Raw genomic sequence first — 16,761 nt, 5'->3', positions numbered from 1 at the left:
GCCTTCGGGCAGTGGGAATCAACGTATTGACGCGCTGCAGCGATGTTTCGATTTGACATGCGCCGCCAAGCCGATTAACCGGATCGCTCCCAATGAAAGTGGAGTGACAGCAACCGTGGCGAAACCGGAACTCGGCACGAAGCGCCAATGCCTGAGCTGCGGCGCCAAGTTTTACGATCTGAACAGGGACCCGATCGCGTGCCCGAAATGTGGCGCGCTCTTTCAGGTTTCCTCGGCGCGCGCGGTTCCCCCGCCTGCCGATGACGTGGACGACGACGAGGCCGTGCTGGAGCCGGGCGCCGTCGATCTCGTGTCGCTCGACGATGTCGCGGCACAGGAAGATACGCCCGAATCGACCGGCGATGACGACGACGATATCGACATCGGGGAAAGCCTTCCCGACGACGAGGAACCCTTCCTCACCGACGATGATGAGGAAAATGACGATGTCTCCGATCTCATCGATGGGGATATCGGCACCGACGATGAAAATTGAAGGTGCTTTGCCAGCATTCGGGGCTTGAGCCTGGCGAAAGTTGGCGCTATAGAGGCCGCTACTGATTCATCGGCGGTCAGCGGCGCGGTGCTTCCCAAGGTGCCGCGCGTTTCAGTTGGGGTCATAGCTCAGTTGGGAGAGCGCTTGAATGGCATTCAAGAGGTCGGCGGTTCGATTCCGCCTGGCTCCACCATTTTTCCCTTCCGGGTGCGTATCGCCCGAGGGTAGCGGTCTCCCCCTTCCATAACGGGGCCGGGACCGATTGTCGAAAACCGGGGCGTCTTCCCAAAGCGCCGCGTTTCAGTTGGGGTCATAGCTCAGTTGGGAGAGCGCTTGAATGGCATTCAAGAGGTCGGCGGTTCGATTCCGCCTGGCTCCACCAGAACTCCCAAGCTCTACATTATAGAACGCCGGACGATATAGAGCGCCCGTCTTGGGCGGCGCCTTTTTCCGAACCTTACATTCCGCCAGTTTCGCCGTAAGGCGCTTCGTCTGTCCGTGTCCTGCGAGATCGCAGGCGCCGCCGGCCAAGCGTCATCGCGGAATGAGCCATTTTCCGAGGGCTCATCCAGCGAAACGTATATGTCAGGTTCAGTGACGCATGTACCGACACATTACATAAAGAGTGATCCGCCAATCCCCGGCGCGCAACTGGATTGATATTCGGCTTATTGATCCGCCACACGCTGTGTGATCGGCCGGGTGTAGTTCGCATCATGCGGGCGCGGTGACGGTGTTTGTATTCAGACTGTCGGCAACCGGATTCATGCAAAGATGCTGTCAGACATATGACATAAACACGATGAGATGTATCGAAGTCGGAAACAATCCGGAAAACCATGAAGATGGTCTGTTAACGCGCCGTCGGATCTCTGTGGGGGCCGAATATTTGGAAGCCCAATCCGTGAACGCGCGCAGCAACTTGCGCGTGGAATATTGTAGTCCGGCAGCCCGTTGCGAATGCAAATCGAATCGCCATTCTGTACAAGATATAATATGGTTAATTTCCAGTAAATATTTGTTTCCGCGGTTCTTTGTGTGGTGCAAATTCGCAACAGCATGACGATTTCACGATCAAAAGGGACGGTTTCCTACATTTCCGGCTAAGGCCGGCCATGCGGGTCGTTGCGTAGCGGCGCGACTCTGGGGTATAGCAGTTCACTAAGGTGCGAGGGGGCTTCCGTCTCGCCGAAGCGCCTTTGAACATGAGAAAGAAGGGATCCAGTTATGGCTCTTACCGATAGTGTAATCATTGCTCGCTACCAGGGCATTCTGCGCAAGACGCCGACTGCCGACCAGGTGGCGTCCCTGAAGGGGCTTTATGCAACCGAGGCGGCGCTCGACAACGCTCTGCTGACCACGGCTGTCGCGAACGTCAATCCCGTTGTGCTCCTCTATCAATCGGCCTTCGGTCGCGTTCCGGACGCTGACGGCCTCAACTTCTGGGTCGCCAAGTTCAATGGCGGCGCCGGCGCGACCCTCGACTCGATCGGCAATGAGTTCTTCAACTCGAAAGAGTGGGGCATCATTTTCGATCAGAACTCCCCCGCTCTCATCATTCAGCAGCTCTACCAGAACATCCTCGGCCGTAACGCTGACACGGCTGGCCTGACCTGGTGGGTTGAGCAGTACAACAACGGCGTCTTCACTCTCGCTCAGATCGCTGTTCGCTTCGCCGTCTCCGACGAGCTGACGGACAAGTTCGAAGAAGCCATCTCCGATCTGCTGGTCGACTCTGCCAACAACGCTGGCAAGCTCGACGCGACCGAGACCCTGTGGGACTGGATCCCCGACGCTCCTCCGCCGGCTGGTGAGCTGCATAACCTGACCAAGGGCGCCGACACGATCGCGCTCGGCGTGAACGATACGGTCAAGGGCTTCTCGGACAGCACGCAGAACAGCGGCAACCAGGACACCTACAACGGCAACGACTCGATCACGGGCACCGTTGGCGGCAACAACAAGTTCGAGCTGTCCGTCAACGGCAACGTGACGCAGCAGGGCACCGTCCGCAACGTTGACCTCGTCGCCGTGCAGGCCGGTTCGCAGGCCACCACGCTCAACGTTTCCAACTGGACCGGCATCAAGACGGTCGAGCTGAACCAGATCAAGGCCGACTTCACGCTGGAAGACATCCAGCAGGGCGCGACCCAGATCAACATCAACGACAAGACCCAGAGCGCGCACACGATCAAGCTGAACTACGACTCGAACGAGTTCGGCGGCGTGGCCAACATCGGTGTCAAGGAGACGTTCGCTACCGTCGTCGCCCAGACCGCCGACATCCAGAACGGCGCTGTCAAGACGATCAACCTGTCGATCAACGACACGGCTGGCCACGACTCGACGCTGGCTGACCTCGTCGGCCACAAGACCGAGACGCTGAACATCACCGGCGGCTACGCTGGCGGCAAGTTCAAGATCACGGGCGCGCTCGACAAGACGCTCACGAAGATCGACGCTTCGACGGTTCTGTCGAACCTCGACCTGAACGTCAGCGAGACCGGCCGCAAGGCGCTCGAAGTCACGCTCGGCAAGGGCAACGATCTGCTCCGCACCGGCGACACGCTGAACAGCAACGACGTCCTCAAGGGCGGCGAAGGCAGCGACGTTCTCTCGGCCGTGTTCACCTCGGGTGCGACCCGCTCGCCGACCGTCTCGGGCTTCGAGAAGTTCGACCTGACGTTCAACGCGAACACCGTTCTGAACTTCGAGAACGTTGACGACGTTGCGACGATCCTCATCCAGCCGAGCTCCAACCCGTTCCGTCTCCACGAGCTGGATTCGACGGTCAAGACGCTCGACGTCGAGGGCCGTCAGGCCAACTCCACGCATCAGATCTACTACGCTGACGATGCGCGGAACAGCAACCTGCAGGTGAACTGGAACAACGACTCCGGTTCGAACGACGGTAACTGGGAATCGAAGTACCTCGGCCAGTGGTCGGGTTCCGACGGCGCGGGCACGCTCGACGTGGAAAACGCCGGCGAGTTCCACTTCACGCACTCGGGTGAATTCTCGACGTTCTTCACGGCTCGCTCCCTCGACATCACGGAAGATGCCTGGCAGTTCGACATCTACCTCAAGGACGCGGTGACCCGCGTGCTGACGGTGGAGAACACCGGTCAGGGCGACCTCGTGCTGGCTGGCAACACTGGCGAAAGTAGCGCCAAGATTCCGAGCTGCGGTTGCAGTGTCGGTTACTCGTGGCAGAACCTGGCCGATATCGGCGGCACCAACAAGGTGACCCAGCTGTCGTTCAAGACCACCGACACGGGCAACATCGAGCTGCGTGACGTTCGCAACGTTGCCGCGCTGCGCAACTTCACGGTTGACGCCAGCAACGCCGGCGACATCTTCATCAACAGCATCGGTGCGGCTCAGGGCCTGTTCGCCGGCGTCGACAACCCGGCCAGCTTCAATGCGGCTCTCCGTCTGGAGACGATCGACATCTCTGCTTCGCAGAAGGCGATCGCCAACGTCAACTACATCAACGGGCTGTACAACGAGAGCAGCCAGTGGGTGTCGAACGGCGCCACGATCTCCACGATCAACCTGACCGCCCAGAACGCTTCGGAAGCCAACCTGTGGGGCCTCTCCGCCGGTGACGTCGAGAACGTTGCGATCAACGTCTCGAACGGCGCTTCGGTCGGCGTCGAAAAGTGGCAGCTGGTGAACGACGAGGATCAGGGCAACAGCCTCGGTTCCGTGATCGCCAAGGGCGCGGGCGAGCTCAACGAGGGTTCCTGGCACAGTTCGCTCGGCAACCTGTCTGCCGGCAACTACTGGGACTTCACGAACCAGTCCATCGCCAAGCTCGACTTCAGCGGCCTGACGAAGGATGCGGTCCACGTTGACTTCTCCAACGACAACGACGGCGTGGTCTTCACCGGCACCAACGGCAAGGATCTCGGCGACAAGGGTTGGGTCGGCAAGCTGTCGTACAACTACAGCGGTTTGGCTGCCGCCGTTGACGTCGGCAACGACGCCACCGACACCAACGTCTACGGCATCGGCAACGTCTCGCACGTGGCGAGCGTGAACCGGGACAACAACGTCCTGGCTTACACGATCGACCTCGGCAAGGCTGACGGCGACTGGGTCATCGGCGGCAACGGCAATGACGTGATCAGGCTGGGCGGCGGCAACGACTTCGCTTACGGCGGCGCCGGCCACAACCAGATCTACGCTGTGTCGGGCACCAACTACATCGTCACGGGCCTCGTCGGCACGAACGAGATCTGGGCTGGCACGGGTCAGGACTTCATCTTCCTGAACAATGCGTCGGCTGACGTTGCCGGCAAGTCCGGTCCGAACGTCGTCAACGACTTCACGGCTGGTCAGGACAAGCTGATCATCGACATCAGCGATGTCGAGGCCAAGGCTGACGCCAACCTCGTGTGGACGTACGACGCCGATCTCGCCGCGTTCCCGGATCAGTATCGTGCGGCCGAGTACATCACCGTCAACTCCGCCACGAACGTGAGCGGCACGGGTGCGAACATCATCGCGCTCGATCGTCAGGGTACGTTCCAGGATTACACGGACGTTCTCACGGCGATCCAGGGTGGCGGCGACCTCGAGATCTCGACCTTGCGCGGTTCCTCGTTCCATGTGGGCGATGCTCTGACGCTGGCCTGGCACGACCAGGAAGGCGACCTGCACCTCAGCCTGGCCAAGGTCACGACGCTCCAGACCATCCCCGGCAACGGCGCGCAGACCTACAACTTCCAGCTCTTCGACGTTGCGGAGCTGGTCGGTCAGACGAGCTGGATCAACTGGCAGAGCGACCTGCTCTTCACGGCCTGATCAGCCTGAACAAAGAATCCCTTCTTTTCAGGGGGCCCCGGCGTACGCGCCGGGGCTTCTTTTTTGGAGCATGATTTCTTGGAGCATGACTCGGTCTGAAAAGATCGCAGCGCGCTCTTCAGGTTTTTATCTTGAGTGAATTCTTATTGTCCGGATGATCTCGGCCGATCGAGGCGTGTCCTGATATTGCGGCACGTCATGGGGGCTATCGGCGTTACGCTATAATCAGGCCGGCCCTCCTGTATGAGTGGTGACTCATCAGGCCAATGCTCCCGGTCTTCGACCGATTCCACGCGGGCTTTCTCAGGCGCGGCGCCAGCCCGGGATGTCGTCGATGGGGTTAAAGCAATTTAGGCAAAAATGAACACGGCTTTTGCGTAAAAGCAAAAAGTTAGACTATTGTTGTGTTTCAACGAAACATAGAAATGGTCTAACTCATTGGAAACAGGCGTAAAAGATCCTGACTTCCCGGAGGTCCCGACGCGCGTCGGGACCTCTTTTTTACTCGCATAAGTTGTAAAGATAGGTTATCAAAAAAACGTGAGCATAAGAATGTCACATAGGACTAGCTTACTTGATCAGCGTCAACGTAAATAAACACAACCGTGACATGTTGTCGCCATTCGTTTACAAGAAACGGGCGGAACATGACATTTGAGAATGCGGGCTGAAGCAGTCGGTCCGTGGAGCGTAACTTGTCGTTCCGGTACCAACAGCAGTACGGGAAGCTTCATGGCGGTTCAAGACGTAAATGGAAGCGCGGTGCTTTCGTCGCTGACGACGACCGACCTCGCCGGGCTGTCTCAGCCCGAGTTCCGAGCCATAGCAACGCCCCGGGGCCGCACTGGCGTGCGGTTGGAGGTGACTTTCTGGCGGGCGCTGGCGAACCTTTGCGAGCGAGACAGCCTGCCGATGCCCCTGCTGGTGGCGAGCATCGTGGAAAGTGCGCGCAGGCAGGGGATCAACGCCACCAGCGCCCTGCGCTGCTATGTCGTTCACCGCCTCGTCCGTGAGGCCGCAGCCGTCAAGGCTGTCAGTACAGTTGCCCAGAGAATACAACTTTTGATAGCCGCTCCCATCCCCTCTATTGCGCTGACGGGGAGAGGTGACATCATTTGTACAAACATTGAGTTTATCAAGTACTTGCGTATACATGAAGACTCGGCCTTTTCCGACAGCGCGCTGAAGCTCGAATTCGACGTCCCCATCGACGCGCTGGTGTCCGCCATCCAGACGCGCGGCCGGGTTGAGAGCGGCCTGAACATCGCATACGGCGCCATCGGCCGCCGTACGATCGCGCGCGTGGTGCCCGTGCCGCCGCTTCCCGCCGAGGCGCTCGTCGCTTACGTCCTGCAGTGAAAACCTTGCCTGAGGCCGGTTGCGCGGGCATCCCGATGTCCGCGCAACTGCTTTCATGGCGCATCCAGGAGCGCAGTCCGCGGGGCGGTCTCGGGGCGGAGCTAAACCATCGGCGGCGGGATTTTCGGAAAGACGTCGGTTTTCGGGGGTTCGTATAAATGGGTATACGTTTTTTGGGCCGAAACCACCAGAGGTTGTAATTTATGTAACTTTTAGTTGCTGTGTGATTATTTTGTAAGTTGTTTTTAAGGTGGGTTTCAAGTATCCGTTCCTCAGTTTGACTGAAATCAGGACAGGATGCCCCCGCCATGGCTAAACGGCCCACGCAGACCAATACGCCCTCGCAGCCCACCAATCCCGCCAATCCTTCGCAGAACGTGATCGGCGCGACCGCCCGGCATGACGTCTACGAGAAGGGTCTTGGCAACCGGCCCGATCTCGGCTCCGAGTATTGGGGCAACACGGAATTCGCGGAAGGCGCCGTCGGCATTCCGATGTCGCCGGTTTTGAATAGTTTTCGCACCCTCACCATCGGCGACAAGTCGGTGCCGCTGAGCAACGCGGTGGGGCAGACGTTCGACACGCAGTACGGCAAGCTCACCGTCACCGGCTACGACACGCGCACCGGTGCCCTGAGCTACCGCTACGAACTCACCACCAACGTGTACGATCAGCCGAACGCGACCGAATCGGACCTGGTGACGATTCGTGTTCAGAACTACAAGGGGGGCGCCACGGAATGCCTCGTGCAGTTCGACATCATCGACGACACGCCGGATGCGCGTAACGATACGGATACCGTGAAGTCCGGCACCTGGGTGGAAAAGGGCAACGTCATCTCGGGTGACGGCACGAACGAGGGCCTGAGCGGCGCCGGTGCGGACACCAAGGGCGCCGACGGCGCACGTGTGACGCATATCGTGTCGAAGACGAATACCGAGAAGTCCGTCTCCAGCAACGGCGAGACGGAAATCAAGGGCGAGTACGGCACGCTGAAGATCAAGGCGGACGGTTCCTATACCTACACGCGCGATTACAACACGAAGGGCGGTGTCGAGGACGTGTTTACCTACACGCTCACCGACGGGGACACGGATGCCGACAAGGCGACGCTGACGATCAAGATCGACGACTTCACGCCCGTGTTGACGCTCACCGACGTCAACGTGGCTGTCGACGAGGACGACCTGTCCAACGGTTCGGACACCTCGAAGGAGTCCGTTGCGGTTTCGAAGTCCTTCTCGTTCACGTCGTGGGACGGCGTCAGCTCGTTGACGGTCCAGCTGGATAACGGCACCGAGGTCGAGGTCTTCAAGAACGGCGCCTTCCAGTCGAACAAGGAAATCGTCACGCCTCACGGCACGCTGAAGTTCACCGGCGGTACGTGGGACCCGGCCAACGGCAAGGGCACGGTGAGCTACACCTATACGCTGACCGACGACCTCGACCACACCAACGGCAACGGCGAGAACACGTTCGTCGAGAACTACACCGTCAAGCTGAAGGACGTCGACGGCGATGCCGCCGCGCAGCAGAAGTTCACGGTCACGATCACCGACGACGTGCCGGACGCGAAGAACGACACCGACACGGTGAAGTCCGGTACGTGGGTGGAGAAGGGCAACGTCATCACCGGCGAGGGCACGAACGAGGGCCTGAATGGCGCCGGTGCCGACGTCAAGGGTGCCGACGATGCGGCCGTGGCGCTGATCGAGTCGGCGACGGTTGCCGCGAAGGCGGTGTCGTCGTCCGGCGAGACGGATATCGCCGGCCAGTACGGCACGCTGAAGATCGCTGCTGACGGCTCCTACACCTACACGCGCGACGCTGGCACGCCCGGCAACGTCGATGACGTGTTCACCTACACGCTGAAGGACGGCGATGGCGACACGGATGCCGCCAAGCTGACGATCAAGATCGATGACTTCACGCCCGTGCTGACCCTCACCGGCGCCGATGTTGCCGTGGACGAGGACGACCTGTCCGGCGGTTCGGACACGTCGAAGGAGTCCGTTGTGGTTTCGAAGTCCTTCTCGTTCACGTCGTGGGACGGCGTCAGCTCGCTGAAGGTCCAGCTGGGGAACGGCACCGAGGTCGAGGTTCTCAAGAACGGCGCCTTCCAGTCGGGCAAGGAAATCGTCACGTCTCACGGCACGCTGAAGTTCACTGGCGGAAACTATGACGCGCCGAACGGCACGGGCACGGTGAACTACACCTACACCCTGACCGATAACCTTGCGCATACCAATGGCAACGGCGAGAACACGCTGGTCGAGAACTACACTGTCAAGCTGGAGGATGCCGATGGCGATCCGGCAACGCAGCAGAACTTCACGGTCACGATCACCGACGACGTGCCGGACGCGAAGGACGACACGGACACGGTGAAGGTCGGCACGCAGAGCGAGACGGGTAACGTCATCACCGGCGAAGGCACGAACGAGACCAAGGGCGGCGCCGGCACGGACGTCAAGGGTGCCGACGGCGCGGCGGTGACGCAGATCGAGTCGGCGACGGGCGGCACGAAAGCCGTCTCGACCACCGGCACGACGGAAATCGCCGGCCAGTACGGCAAGCTGAAGATCGATGCTGACGGCTCCTACACCTACACGCGCAACGCCGGCACGCCCGGCAACGTCGATGACGTGTTCACCTACACGCTGAAGGACGGCGACGGTGACGCGGATACGGCCAAGCTGACGATCAAGATCGAGAACGGCACGCCTGTCCTGAGCCTGACCGCTGCCAACATCGCCGTGGATGAGGACGACCTGTCCAACGGTTCCGACACGCAGAAGGAGCTCGTGGCGGTTTCGAAGTCCTTCTCGTTCACGTCGTGGGACGGCGTCAGCTCGCTGAAGGTCCAGCTGGGGAACGGCACCGAGGTCGAGGTTCTCAAGAACGGCGCCTTCCAGTCGGGCAAGGAAATCGTCACGTCTCACGGCACGCTGAAGTTCACTGGCGGAAACTATGACGCGCCGAACGGCACGGGCACGGTGAACTACACCTACACCCTGACCGATAACCTTGCGCATACCAATGGCAACGGCGAGAACACGCTGGTCGAGAACTACACTGTCAAGCTGGAGGATGCCGATGGCGACCCGGCCGTGCAGCAGAAGTTCACGGTCACGATCACCGACGACATACCGGAGGTCGCGATTCTCGCGGCGGACAACGACGATACGGTTGCCGAGTCGGCGACGGTCTCCGGCAAGTGGAAGCTGATCGAGGGTGCCGACGGCGTGACGGTCGGGGCTGGCGGCGGTCTGACCGTCACCATCGATGGTGAAGCCTCCTCCCGCGACATTACCTATGGCCAGAATATTGTTATCGCCGGCAAGGGCACGTTGACGTTCAATGCGCCTGGCCTCAACAACGAGGGCACCTGGACGTTCCAGGCCGCCGACGACGTTGATCCGACCAAGGCGGAACTGAAGTTCACCATCAATGTTCTCGACACCGATGGCGATCCCGACAGCGATCTGACCGACAACGACCACACCATCACCATCACCCAGAAGGGCCCCGTTCCGGGCGTGCTTGTCGTCGGCTCGAACGACGGCGACAAGACGGGCACCACCACCGAGCATACGGTTGTACCGCCGTCGTATCCTACGGATAAGGGACGGATCGACGGCACGAACGGGGACGATCTGCTTGTCGGCGATCCGGGCGGCTTTGTCACTACGCAGGGCAAGACGGTAAATGTCGCCTTTGTGCTCGATACGTCCGGCAGCATGGGCAATGCGTGGGGCGGTTCCAACAGGCTCACCCTGCTGCAATCGGCAGTCAACAAGGTAATCGACGATCTCTCGACGTCGGGTGCCACCGCTGTCAAGCTATACTTTACCACTTTCAGCGGAACCTCTGACCCGATACGGGAAACGAGTGGTGAGTTCGGTACATCGCAAACTGATAACGCTCAGGTTGCGACGACATTGAAGCAGTGGATCAATAATCTGACCGCTCAGAATCTTACCAATTATGAAATAGGCCTGCAGAAGGCACTGGGTTGGATCGGTTCGAGCACTCCTATCCAGAACGCGGACCTCAATAAAGTTATCTTCATATCGGACGGCGCTCCCAATCAGGGCCAGCCGGCAGACGAAATCTCCGCACTGCACGCAACCGCTTATGTGACTGAGACCGTTAGCTTCGATGCGGGTCCCAGTGCTATTGTCGAGCTCGATAAGATCTCGACCAACCCGGAAGGCACCTACAACATATCGAGCCCGAGCGAACTCGATCCCCTTATCGGGATTCTGGCTGGCTCGAGCGAGCTTGCTCTCGCGGGCAACGACGAGCTTCACGGTGGGGACGGCGTGGACATCATCTTCGGTGACGTGCTCTTCACCGACGACGTTCCGGGTTCGCTGCTGCCGGATGGATCGGGCTGGAAGGTCTTTACTGCACTGGGCTGGACGCAGGATGAGATCGAGGACTATATCAGCACCAATCACGTTGCCCTGTCGAAGGAAAGCGGTCGCGGCGGCGGTCACGACGTCATCTTCGGCGGTGCCGGGAATGACATCATTTACGGCCAGGAAGGTAACGACGAGATCCATGGTGGCCTGGGCAACGACACGCTGACCGGCGGTACGGGAGCCGATACTTTCGTGTTCGAGCACGTCGGCGCCGGCAACAAGGATCTTATCACCGACTACGACTTCACCCAGGGTGACAAGATTGACCTGACGGCGTTGCTGACCGGTGTCGTCACTTCCGGGGCGCAGTTCGCCAACCACGTAGAATGGCAGCGGAACGGCAATATCGTTACCTTGAGCATCAAGGATGCCGCCAACAACGGTGTCGTGGTCGATCTTGCGGACGTCCCGAACGGTGAGACGGTTCGTCTCGTTGTCGACAGTGTGACCTACGACTGGTTGCTCACCGTCTGATCCTGAACCGGCCTGTCTCGCACGATCTGAAGTGGCCCGCCTTGTGCGGGCCATTTTTTTATCGACCATGTTGCCGAAGCTCAGATGCGGCAGCACGCTGCGCCCGCCGGCGTGGCGGGCGACCTTAACCTCTATCTTTCCCCTTGCATCCGGCCGCGGATTTTCCTAAACACCACGAACCGGCCATCGCCCCGCTCGGGCGGTGATTCCTTTTGGTCGCGGAGCGTAGCGCAGCCCGGTTAGCGCACTAGTCTGGGGGACTAGGGGTCGTGGGTTCAAATCCCGCCGCTCCGACCATTAGGGAATAAATTTCAAGAAAAATCCGAAACCGAGCACGTCGGCGCCACTGGCGTCCGGGGGGGAATGAGGGTATGCAGGTCGCGGCAATTGCGCGTGCAGCCTCGGCCTTCTTATGCTGACGCCCTGTTTCGCGGGCTTCCGGCGCGGTACGTGAATCGGTAGCGCGCCGGCCCTCCGTTCAATCGCCGTTCGCGGTCGGTTCGCCGCCCTTGCACAGGAAACGCTTCGCGGAGAGCACCACGCCGCGGTCCTCCTTGCCGATGACACTGTCGTCCCTGTCGGTGTAGGGCGTGGCGGTCAGCACGTGGCGGATGACGGCCAGGCGTGCCCGCAGCTTGTCGTTGCCGCGGATGACCGTCCAGGGGGCGTGCGGCGTGCTGGTGTGCTCGATCATGCGGTCGAAGGCGCGGGAATAAGCATCGAAGCGCGGGATCGCCTCATAGTCGATGGGGGACAGCTTCCAGTGCTTCAGCGGGTCGTGCTCGCGCGCGTGCAGCCGCGCCATCTGCATCTCCGGCCCGATGGTCAGCAGGATTTTGATCAGGCGGATGCCGTCGTTCGTCCACAGCTTTTCCAGAACCGGCGCCTCGTTCAGGAAGCGCTCGGTCTGTTCCGGCGAGCAGAAGCCCATCACCGGCTCGACGCCCGCGCGATTGTACCAGGAGCGGTCGAACAGCACGATTTCGCCCGCCGAGGGCAACTCGCTGACATAGCGCTGGAAGTACCATTGCCCGGCCTCGACGTTTGAGGGGCGGGGCAGGGCGACGATACGCACGCTGCGCGGGTTCAGATGCTGGGTGAAGCGCGTGATGGCGCCGCCCTTGCCGGCGCCGTCGCGCCCTTCGAACACCACGACGAGCCGCTCGCCGGACTGACGCACCCAGGTGGCGAGCTTCAGCAGCTCGATCTGCAGGCCGCGCAACTCCCGCCTGTAGACCTTGCTCGACAGCTTGTCGTCATAGGGAAATCCGCCCGAGCGCAGGGCCGCATCCGCGATCGCCTGCGGCAACTCGGGTGCGTGGATGTCGAACGAGGCCAGAACGTCCGACGCGCCGTGAGCTGTCTCCGCCGCCGCCACGTCCGCGTCGTCGTTCGCACCATCTCCGGATTTCCGATTTTGCCTCGCGCGATGGGCCATCTGCCGTCTCCCTGTCATGACTTTAATGGCATCATAACGGTTTATAAGCCGGGTTAACAGCCGCGCCGGCGGCAACCGGGGCGCGGACAAGGGAATCGGCAGGGAATCGGAATGGAATTGAGTTCACGGGGCATTGCCCTTCGCGCGGCCCTGTTGGCCGCCGCGATTCTGGGGCTGGTCGAGATGCTCAACGGCTCCTTCGGCTGGGCCACGCTGGCCGGCGCCGCGCTTTCGGCGCTGCTGGCGGCGGCGCTGTTCAGGGATAGCCGGCCGCTGCGCAAGCGCCTCGCGGTGGGGGGCGTGAAGCCCGCTTCCGCCAGCGCGGTTTCTCCGGCGGTGCTGCTCGCCGCCTTGCCCGATCCGGTGGTGCTGATCGACCGGCGCGGGGTGGTGCTCAACGTCAACCCGGCCGGCCGGGCCCTGTTTCCGCTGCTGGTGGAGGCGCGGCCGCTGGCGTTCATCGTGCGCGCGCCCGCTGTTCTCGACGGCATCGAGACCGTGCTGCGCGGCGGCGGGGCGGTGCAGGCGGAGTTCCGGGAGCATGGGTCGGTGGAGCGCACGCTGGAAGCGCACATTGCGCCGCTCCTCACAGGCCAGGGCCCGTTGCCCGAAGGAGCGGTGCTGCTGATCCGCGATCTCACCAGCGCCCGCCGGCTGGAGCACATGCGGGTGGACTTCGTTGCCAACGCCAGCCATGAGCTGCGTACGCCGCTCGCCTCGCTGATCGGCTTCATAGAGACGCTGCAGGGGCCGGCACGCAATGACGAGAACGCGCGCGAGCGCTTCCTGGTCATCATGCGCGATCAGGCCAGGCGCATGTCGCGTCTCATCGACGATCTGCTCTCGCTCTCCCGCATCGAGATGAACCTGCACGTGCCGCCGAGCGACACGGTTGAGGTGGGGCTGCTGGTGCGCCACATGATCGAGACCCTGGCGCCGCTCGCGCAGGAACGTGGCGTCACCGTCGCGCTGGAGCTGGCGCCGATGCCCGTCTATGTGACGGGCGACCGCGACGAACTGCTGCGCGTGGTCGAGAACCTGGTCGAGAACGCCATCAAATACGGCCAGAAGGGCCAGCGCGTCGACGTATCGGTGACAAAGCGCAAGGCTGGCGGCGAGGAAGTGGTGATCGAGGTGCGCGACTACGGTCCCGGCGTGGCGCCCGAGCACCTGCCGCGCCTGACGGAGCGCTTCTACCGCGCCGATGTCGCCGAAAGCCGGGAAAAGGGCGGCACGGGGCTCGGCCTTGCCATCGTCAAGCATATCGTCAACCGCCATCGCGGCCGCCTCGATATCGAAAGCCGGAGCGGCGAGGGCGCGATGTTCAGGGTCTCGCTGCCCAGAGTCGTCCCGGCCGGGGAAGATACCTGACGGGGACCGCCGGCCAGAGAACAGAATCTCCGCGCGGGCGGATACATGTCATTGAAGTGTCATCAGAGCGTCATAGAGACTCTTGGTGACGGCCATTAAGTTCGGCCTTGTCCATGGCGACCACGCTGCGCCGGCCGCAATTCGGCGGCGGGCGGACACATTCATTTGAATCCATTCCTGGAGACGTTCCGTGAAATTCTCTCACCTCTACGCTGCCGCTGGCCTCGCGGCCGTCGCTTTCGCCGCTCCTGCGGGTGCCCAGACCGTCACGGGCGCTGGCGCCAGCTTCCCCGCTCCTGTTTATGTCAAGTGGGCTGAGGCCTTCAACAAGGAGACGGGCGTTCAGATCAACTATCAGTCGAGCGGTTCGGGCAACGGCATCAAGGCGATCAAGGGCAACACGGTTGTCTTCGGCGCCACCGACGCTCCGCTCTCCGGCAAGGATCTCGAAGAGTCCGGCCTCGTGCAGTTCCCCACCGTCATCGGCGGCGTGGTTCCGATCGTCAACCTCGAAGGCATCAAGCCGGGCGAGATCGCTCTCGACGGCGAGACGCTCGCCAAGATCTTCCTCGGCGAGATCAAGAAGTGGGACGACGCGGCCATCAAGGCGCTGAACCCCGACGTCAAGCTGCCCTCCACGGCCATCGCCGTGGTGCGCCGCGCTGACTCCTCGGGCACGACCTTCAACTTCACGAGCTACCTCTCGAAGGTTTCGGCCGAATGGAAGGACAAGCTCGGCGTCGGCACCACGGTGCAGTGGCCGGTCGGTCTCGGCGCGCCCGGCAACGATGGCGTCGCGAACAACGTCGCGAAGATCGCCGGTTCGATCGGTTATGTCGAATACGTCTACGCCAAGGCCAACAACCTGTCGTACACGCGCGTGAAGAACAAGGACGGCAAGTTCGTGGCGCCCAGCTCCGCGACGTTCCAGGCCGCCGCTGCTCACGCGGATTGGAAGTCGGTTCCCGGCTTCGGCGTGATCCTCGCCGACCAGGCTGGCGCAGACTCCTGGCCGATCACGGCTGCGACCTTCGTGCTCGTGCACAAGGAGCCGAAGGACAAGGCGCAGTCCGCCGCTGCCCTGAAGTTCTTCGACTGGGCCTACGAGAAGGGCGCTTCGATCGCCGAGGAACTGTCCTACATTCCGCTGCCCAAGAGCGTGACCGACCAGATCCGCGCTGTCTGGGCGGCTGAAGTCAAGAACAAGTAAGCGGCCTCGTCCGCAGGCTGAACGGGGGGCGCCATGCGGGTGCCCCCCGACCTTCCCCGCTGCGGCGCCTCATACCCGCGCAGGCAGTTTGCGAATGGCGCGTTTTCGCCTGCCTGCCGCATCTGCGACTGCCCCATGGCGGCGGGTTGAAAAGGGGTCCCTTCGCACACAGGCAGAGAACTCATGGCCGACGTTGCTATAAAAGACATATCCCGCGGCAACGATGCAGCGGTGAACAGATCGCAGGCCCTGAACAAATTCAGGCAGAACGACACGTTATTCTTCCACCTGACGCGGTCGGCGGCGCTTCTCGTGCTGGCGCTTCTTTTCGCCATCGTGCTGTCGCTGATCTACGGTGCGTGGCCGGCGCTCAGCCATTTCGGCCTCAACTTCTTCGTATCGCAGACGTGGGACGCCAACGCAGAGGAATTCGGCGCGCTCGCCACGATCTACGGCACCCTGGTGACATCGCTGATCGCCATGCTGATCGCTGTTCCCGTGGGTCTCGGCATCGCGGTGTTCCTGACGGAGCTGTGCCCGATGCGGCTGCGCCGCCCGATCGGCATCGCGGTCGAGCTGCTGGCCGGTATTCCCTCGATCATCTACGGTATCTGGGGCTTCTTCGTGTTCGCCCCCTTCCTGCAGCAGACGCTGCAGCCTTTCCTGATCACGTTGTTCGGCCCGGTTCCGGTGCTGAACGCGGTCTTCGCCGGCCCTCCCTACGGCCTCGGCACGCTGACGGCCGGCCTCATCCTGGCGATCATGGTGCTGCCGTTCATCGCCTCGGTGTCGCGCGACGTGTTCGAGACGGTTCCCCCGGTGATGAAGGAAGCGGCCTACGGCATCGGCTGCACCACCTGGGAAGTTGTCCGCAACGTGGTCATTCCCCACACCCGCGCCGGCCTCGTCGGCGGCGTCATGCTGGCGCTGGGGCGCGCGCTGGGCGAGACGATGGCGGTGACCTTCGTCATCGGTAACGCCAAGCAGATTTCCGCGTCGATCCTGCAGCCCGGCACCACGATCTCGGCGACCATCGCACTCGAATACGCCGAGGCGTCCGAAGGCCTTTACCGCTCCTCGCTGGTGGCGCTCGGCCTCATCCTGTTCATCATCAGCTTCATCGTGCTGGCGGTCGCTCGCCTCATGCTGGCGCGTCTCAACAAGCTGGGGGCCTGAT

Annotated in this window: 8 protein-coding genes and 3 tRNA genes; 10 read left to right on the top strand and 1 reads right to left on the bottom strand. The window is 61.7% G+C overall.

Annotation, left to right across the window (positions count from 1 at the left end; all coding sequences use genetic code 11):
* The first annotated feature begins 115 nt into the window (after positions 1-115).
* The 7 genes from FHS82_RS09875 to FHS82_RS09845 all read left to right on the top strand — a co-directional run bounded on the left by FHS82_RS09875 (position 116) and on the right by FHS82_RS09845 (position 11,862).
* Positions 116-496 (top strand): TIGR02300 family protein, encoded by a 381-nt coding sequence (locus FHS82_RS09875; RefSeq protein ID WP_166952541.1) that lies wholly within the window; start codon positions 116-118, stop codon positions 494-496.
* A gap of 117 nt (positions 497-613) precedes the next feature.
* Positions 614-689 (top strand) — tRNA-Ala (locus tag FHS82_RS09870).
* Between the two features lie 113 nt (positions 690-802).
* Positions 803-878: transfer RNA gene (locus FHS82_RS09865), tRNA-Ala, on the top strand.
* A gap of 845 nt (positions 879-1,723) precedes the next feature.
* A complete protein-coding gene (locus FHS82_RS09860) occupies positions 1,724-5,305 on the top strand; it encodes a DUF4214 domain-containing protein (protein WP_166951804.1) in 3,582 nt (1,193 codons plus the stop codon).
* 732 nt (positions 5,306-6,037) lie between these two features.
* On the top strand, positions 6,038-6,664 hold the full coding sequence (locus tag FHS82_RS09855; RefSeq protein WP_166951801.1) for a ribbon-helix-helix domain-containing protein: 627 nt from the start codon (positions 6,038-6,040) through the stop codon (positions 6,662-6,664).
* Positions 6,665-6,972: 308 nt separating this feature from the next.
* Positions 6,973-11,565, top strand: a complete 4,593-nt coding sequence (locus FHS82_RS09850; protein WP_166951798.1) for an Ig-like domain-containing protein — start codon at positions 6,973-6,975, stop codon at positions 11,563-11,565.
* Between the two features lie 219 nt (positions 11,566-11,784).
* Positions 11,785-11,862 (top strand) — tRNA-Pro (locus tag FHS82_RS09845).
* Between the two features lie 181 nt (positions 11,863-12,043).
* On the opposite strand, the gene ppk2 is transcribed toward FHS82_RS09845, so the two are convergent.
* Complete coding sequence (ppk2, locus tag FHS82_RS09840) at positions 12,044-13,003, bottom strand: polyphosphate kinase 2 (protein WP_246225265.1); 960 nt, start codon at positions 13,001-13,003, stop codon at positions 12,044-12,046.
* 111 nt (positions 13,004-13,114) lie between these two features.
* Here ppk2 and FHS82_RS09835 point away from each other — a divergent pair, with 111 nt between their 5' ends.
* The 3 genes from FHS82_RS09835 (at position 13,115) to pstC (ending at position 16,760) form a co-directional block, all read left to right on the top strand.
* Positions 13,115-14,374 (top strand): ATP-binding protein, encoded by a 1,260-nt coding sequence (locus FHS82_RS09835; protein WP_166951792.1) that lies wholly within the window; start codon positions 13,115-13,117, stop codon positions 14,372-14,374.
* A 190-nt stretch (positions 14,375-14,564) separates the two neighbouring features.
* Positions 14,565-15,584: a phosphate ABC transporter substrate-binding protein PstS gene (pstS, locus tag FHS82_RS09830; protein ID WP_166951790.1), complete on the top strand. Its 1,020-nt coding sequence runs from the start codon at positions 14,565-14,567 to the stop codon at positions 15,582-15,584.
* 183 nt (positions 15,585-15,767) lie between these two features.
* A complete protein-coding gene (pstC, locus tag FHS82_RS09825; RefSeq protein WP_166951787.1) occupies positions 15,768-16,760 on the top strand; it encodes a phosphate ABC transporter permease subunit PstC in 993 nt (330 codons plus the stop codon).
* The last annotated feature ends 1 nt before the right edge of the window (position 16,761 follow it).

Source organism: Pseudochelatococcus lubricantis, assembly GCF_011762225.1.
Taxonomy (GTDB): domain Bacteria; phylum Pseudomonadota; class Alphaproteobacteria; order Rhizobiales; family Beijerinckiaceae; genus Pseudochelatococcus; species Pseudochelatococcus lubricantis.
This window is presented reverse-complemented; position numbering and strand designations above follow the sequence as displayed.

Excerpts from the sequence above, each read along its gene's own strand:
- FHS82_RS09860 (WP_166951804.1), top strand. The coding sequence starts at position 1,724 with ATGGCTCTTACCGATAGTGTAATCATTGCTCGCTACCAGGGCATTCTG.
- FHS82_RS09855 (WP_166951801.1), top strand. The coding sequence starts at position 6,038 with ATGGCGGTTCAAGACGTAAATGGAAGCGCGGTGCTTTCGTCGCTGACG.
- FHS82_RS09850 (WP_166951798.1), top strand. The coding sequence starts at position 6,973 with ATGGCTAAACGGCCCACGCAGACCAATACGCCCTCGCAGCCCACCAAT.
- ppk2 (WP_246225265.1), bottom strand. The coding sequence starts at position 13,003 with ATGGCCCATCGCGCGAGGCAAAATCGGAAATCCGGAGATGGTGCGAAC.
- FHS82_RS09835 (WP_166951792.1), top strand. The coding sequence starts at position 13,115 with ATGGAATTGAGTTCACGGGGCATTGCCCTTCGCGCGGCCCTGTTGGCC.
- pstC (WP_166951787.1), top strand. The coding sequence starts at position 15,768 with ATGGCCGACGTTGCTATAAAAGACATATCCCGCGGCAACGATGCAGCG.